A 4479-nucleotide genomic window follows, 5' to 3' on the forward strand; every position below is an offset into this window, starting at 1 on the left:
GCAACAGGGGGGAACTGGTTTAGGACTGCCGATCGTCAAAGAAATTGTCTCTTTGCATGGTGGTTTAGTCACTGTTGATAGCAAACCGAAGAAAGGGACAACGATGAGTTTTACTATTTCCAAGAATTTGGCAAAACCAAAAAAAGAAGAAGAAAAACAAATGAAAATGGTCCAAAGCACTGTTGTGGAGATGTGATCTTGCTTTGAAATTCGAACTTAAATTACTTCTTTCCTTGTCTTTTCTTCTCCTCTTTGTTATTATTATCTTCCTCTTTTTTTTTGGATATTCATCTTCTGCTCCTCTTCCTTCTCCTTCTAATGCTCTTCCATCAATCATTTATGCTATTCCCTCGGAGAATATAACTTCTGTTGATGTGGCATTGTGTCAGTATGACGAGAATCCTTATTTTCCCTCATATGGCTCTGCAAGATTTGAAATTCTTGAAGTTAGTAGAATTTTCACTAATGGCACTTTCATACTTTATTCTAAATTTAGTGATACAGAACAAATAACTGATCAAGGTTATGTAACTTATTTTGATGTTACAGGTCAAGAAATCTGTGATTACTCTCCATTTTGGGATGGTTCTGATGCCTGTCATGATGAGCTTTCTCTTTGGAATCCTACTATAAACTCTTCTGATTTTACGTTTCAGACTTTATGCTACTCTCTTGCTTATAACAAAAGTATAAATAATTAAAAAAAAGAAAAAATTATTCTTCCACAATCAATGTGCCACTCATTTCTTTATGTCCTGTGCCACAGAAATTGTTACATCGCCAGGTAAATGTTCCTGCTTCTTCTGCAACAAACGTGACTTCTTCATCTCCGCTGATTCCTAGTTCAGGAATTTTCATGCCGTGCATGCCGTCCGCATTGTCAATGATAATATGAACAGTATCTCCTTTGCTGACAGTAATTGTGCTCGGGGTGTAGCCGAACTTCACTGCAGTAATAGTGAATTCTTTGACTGCGTTTGTTGTCTCTTCAGGAGTTTCTTCTATTGTTTCGATAACTACTCCTCCAGTTATTTTATTGCTTACTAGCTGTTCTTCAATAATTGTTTCTTCAGTCTGCGTTGTTTCTTCAACTGCAGCAGTATCTTTTGTAATATTCTCTTCTTGAGCAATTGTTTCTTCTTCACTTGTTCCTGTTCCACACCCACTTATTACAAGAATAAGTGTGAGAATTCCAATATACAATAATTCTTTTTTCATTCGCATCGCCTCATAAACTTTCCAATAATTTTTCCATTTCAAAGAGAAAGATTTTCGCTCGGAGAAGTGAAGTTTTTGCCTTTGCCTGCTTTTCAATTACAGTTGTTTCATATTGAATAGTTCCTCTCTTCGTTCTCTCTTTGTCAAACTCCTCAATAAGCGTATCTGCTTTTATTCCTGGAAGCGCATCATTCCGTGCTTCTTCATATTCTTCCAACAATCTCTTTTTCAGCTTATTTCTCACAAAAACAATTAATGCATCAGAAGTTATTTTATGTGGAGTTTGGTCTCCTATTTTATAACCTATTTTGAACAAAACAGCATTTGCAACATAAAACATTGAATAGTATGAAGTGACAATAATCCATAAATCAGATTTTTTATTTTCTGATAGAAATTCGGCAATTTCTATACTATCATGCGCATTTTTTTGGAGTATCATCAATATTTTCTCTTGAAATAGAGATTTTTTCATCATTCCTGATTCTATATAATCTCTGACATTTCTCTCTGCTTCTTTTATCCTTTCTTCATTGAGCATTTTTTATCATCCTGTAATAATCTTCTATGCCCAATAGCACTATATTCTTTTTTATTGCTTCTGAAACAACAGTAAACTCTTTGGATTTTAACATGGAATTAAAATTTTCATACGTTATATGTGTTAAATGGATTTTTAATGGAATTAAATGTATTTCTCTTTCAATGGGCTTAGGATCATTTGTTATAAGCAATAAATCAATATCTGAATGTTTTGTTGCCTGCCCTTTCACATATGATCCAAAAAGGAGGAGAATAAACTGGGTGTTTATTCTTGCTAATCTATTATAAATAACAAGGAAACTCTTATTTTTTAGAAGATTCTGAAGTCGTGCGTATTCTACTTGAAAAACAGATGCGTTCCATTTTTGATTGAATGAACAATTCGTTGTATTCCCTTGTTTTTGTACGCTTATTACTCCTTCTTTTGCAAGAGTTTTAATATTTATATATGCTGACTTGTAGTTAATTCTCCTCTGTAATGCAATTTGCCTGATGCTGTATGTTTTGTCCTGATTCTCTATCAAAAACCGTAATATATTTATTTTTTCATTACCCATTTTAAACCATACTATTATGGTTTTTAACCATATATTTAAATGTTTCGGAGATTACAATGATTGTGCCATATTGGATAATCTTGGTTATAGCTGAGGCGATTTATTATCGAACATTTGTATCGCCTCAGCTGGATAGTGAAGGCGCTTTTCTTTGTTCGAATATTTGGCGCCTTCACTATATATACCTCGCCGCAGCGTGTCTTGTCCAGTGGAAATTACTCTTTTCTGTTGAATTTTCATTCCCACACAGTCACATTTTCTTGTTCATTTTCTCTCTCTTTTTGAGAAAAGTATATTAATGAGAAATTCAAAATCTGTTGTATGCTTAAAGACGCAACCAAAATCACGAAATTGAAACTCGGCGCGCTGTTCAGTGGCGGCAAAGATTCCATGTTCGCGACCTATGTCGCAACGACCTTTGGCTGGGATGTCGCGTGCCTCATTACATTGAAATCTGATAATCCTGAATCCTTCATGTTTCATACTCCTAACATTGATATTACATCTTATCAGGCAGAAGCAATGGGATTGCCACTTATTGTAGAAAGGACTTCTGGCAAAAAAGAAGATGAGCTTGGTGATCTTCATGAAGCATTAAAAAAAGCAAAAGAGAAATATGGTATTAATGGAATCATTGTTGGCGCGCTTGCGTCTGATTATCAACATGAACGCGTGAATCGTGTTTGCGAAGAATTACAGCTCAAAACATTCGCGCCACTCTGGCACAAAAATCAAGGAATGCTCCTCAAAGAAATGATAGATCTCGGGTTTGAGATTTACATCAGTTCGATTGCCGCGGATGGTTTAAGCGAAAAGTGGTTGGGAAGAAAACTTGATTCCAAAGCGTATAATGAACTCATGCAGCTGCATCATCGCATTGGTTTACATCCTGCTGGCGAAGGGGGGGAATATGAATCCATTGTTCTCTATTGTCCATTTTTATTCCACAAACGGCTTGCGGTGAAGAAGGCAGAAAAATTCATGGAATCTCCGTATGTGGGAACATACAAAATTGATCATGTGGAGCTTGTTCCTGCATGAAGAAACCTCTTATTATTGCAAACTGGAAAATGAACATGACTGTCGTGAAGGCAGTCTCTTTTATGCATCGTTTTCGCGAGCTTGTGCAGATCTCTAATTCCACTGTTGTTCTTTGCGCTCCATTTACTGCACTAAGTAGTTTACGATATGAAATCAATAAAGGAACGACAGGTTTTAGTGTCAATTTGAAGCATCCTTTATTTCTTGGCGCGCAAAATATTTTCTATTTACCGGAAGGCGCGTATACTGGAGAGATTTCTCCAGCGATGATCAAAGAGCTTGCGGATTATGTTCTTATTGGGCATAGCGAACGACGTTCTGTGTTTCATGAAACAGATGAAGATGCACACAACAAATTACTTGCCGCGTTCTCTGTTGGTTTAACGCCTATTCTTTGTGTTGGTACTTTTGTTGGACAAAAAGAAGGACTTGTCAGTCATTTTGTGGAGAAGGATCTTGAACAACAACTCAAGACGTGTTTAACGGGGTTACGGTTTGACGCGAAACAGAAACTAATTATTTCCTATGAGCCTCCTTCCGCGATAGGTACAGGCACTGCCGCTGATTCCCAACGCGTCAATCATATTTGTTATTTTATCCGACGACAGCTTGATCAGATGTTTGGCGCTGCTGTTGCTGCGGAAACAAAATTACTTTATGGTGGAAGTGTGACTTCTAAAAACGCAAAAGAGTTTCTTTCGCACAAAGAGATTGATGGATTGCTTGTTGGTGCCGCGAGTTTGGATGTTGAAGAATTTGTTAGAATTGTGAAGAGTGGTTAAGGTGACTTATGATATTCATTGATATTTTGGGATATGTTGCAGGAATACTTGTCGTTATCTCTCTTGTTCCTCAAGTAATAAAATCATGGACGACAAAATCAACTCGAGATATTTCTCTCTCTCGTTATATTATGAGCCTATCCCATTAGATTGACCTCCATGTAATTATTGCACATGCGAGATGCAATAATCCTATGGAAGCATCTGGTCTTTTAGACCAACGAATCAATAACCCTCTAAATCGGTTGAACCAACTATGTGTACGTTCAACAACCCATCTACGTGCTTTTTTTCTTGCAGATTTTTTGATATCTTTCGCCTCTTCTCCACGTGGTCGC

Annotated in this window: 8 protein-coding genes and 1 pseudogene (1 of these 9 only partly in view); 5 read left to right on the forward strand and 4 right to left on the reverse strand. The window is 36.7% G+C overall.

From position 1 onward, the window contains the following. Positions 1-196, forward strand: a pseudogene (locus tag HZC31_00785) (HAMP domain-containing protein) (it extends 1334 nt beyond the left edge of the window). Positions 197-203: 7 nt separating this feature from the next. Further along, positions 204-701: a hypothetical protein gene (locus HZC31_00790; protein MBI5001900.1), complete on the forward strand. Its 498-nt coding sequence runs from the start codon at positions 204-206 to the stop codon at positions 699-701. Between the two features lie 13 nt (positions 702-714). Here HZC31_00790 and HZC31_00795 read toward each other — a convergent pair whose 3' ends face one another. From HZC31_00795 to HZC31_00805, 3 genes are read right to left on the reverse strand one after another with little or no spacing between them, the layout of a single operon-like run. Further along, a complete protein-coding gene (locus HZC31_00795; GenBank protein MBI5001901.1) occupies positions 715-1218 on the reverse strand; it encodes a cupredoxin domain-containing protein in 504 nt (167 codons plus the stop codon). Between the two features lie 10 nt (positions 1219-1228). Next, positions 1229-1759, reverse strand: a complete 531-nt coding sequence (locus tag HZC31_00800) for a hypothetical protein (GenBank protein ID MBI5001902.1) — start codon at positions 1757-1759, stop codon at positions 1229-1231. Then, on the reverse strand, positions 1749-2318 hold the full coding sequence (locus tag HZC31_00805) for a nucleotidyltransferase domain-containing protein (protein MBI5001903.1): 570 nt from the start codon (positions 2316-2318) through the stop codon (positions 1749-1751). Before HZC31_00805 ends, HZC31_00800 begins: the two co-directional genes overlap by 11 nt. A 321-nt stretch (positions 2319-2639) precedes the next feature. Between HZC31_00805 and HZC31_00810 the strand changes: the two genes are divergently transcribed. Genes HZC31_00810 through HZC31_00820 form a run of 3 tightly spaced genes read left to right on the forward strand, consistent with a single transcriptional unit; the run spans position 2640 to position 4290 of the window. Then, positions 2640-3359 (forward strand): diphthine--ammonia ligase, encoded by a 720-nt coding sequence (locus tag HZC31_00810; protein ID MBI5001904.1) that lies wholly within the window; start codon positions 2640-2642, stop codon positions 3357-3359. Next, positions 3356-4141, forward strand: a complete 786-nt coding sequence (locus HZC31_00815) for a triose-phosphate isomerase (protein MBI5001905.1) — start codon at positions 3356-3358, stop codon at positions 4139-4141. Before HZC31_00810 ends, HZC31_00815 begins: the two co-directional genes overlap by 4 nt. 8 nt (positions 4142-4149) lie before the next feature. Continuing rightward, positions 4150-4290 (forward strand): hypothetical protein, encoded by a 141-nt coding sequence (locus HZC31_00820; GenBank protein ID MBI5001906.1) that lies wholly within the window; start codon positions 4150-4152, stop codon positions 4288-4290. Here HZC31_00820 and HZC31_00825 read toward each other — a convergent pair. After that, the coding region (locus HZC31_00825; protein MBI5001907.1) for a transposase at positions 4287-4479 on the reverse strand (193 nt) is incomplete at its 5' end. The genes HZC31_00820 and HZC31_00825 overlap by 4 nt on opposite strands.

Source organism: Candidatus Woesearchaeota archaeon (assembly GCA_016214075.1).
Taxonomy (GTDB): Archaea; Nanobdellota; Nanobdellia; order Woesearchaeales; family DSVV01; genus JACRPI01.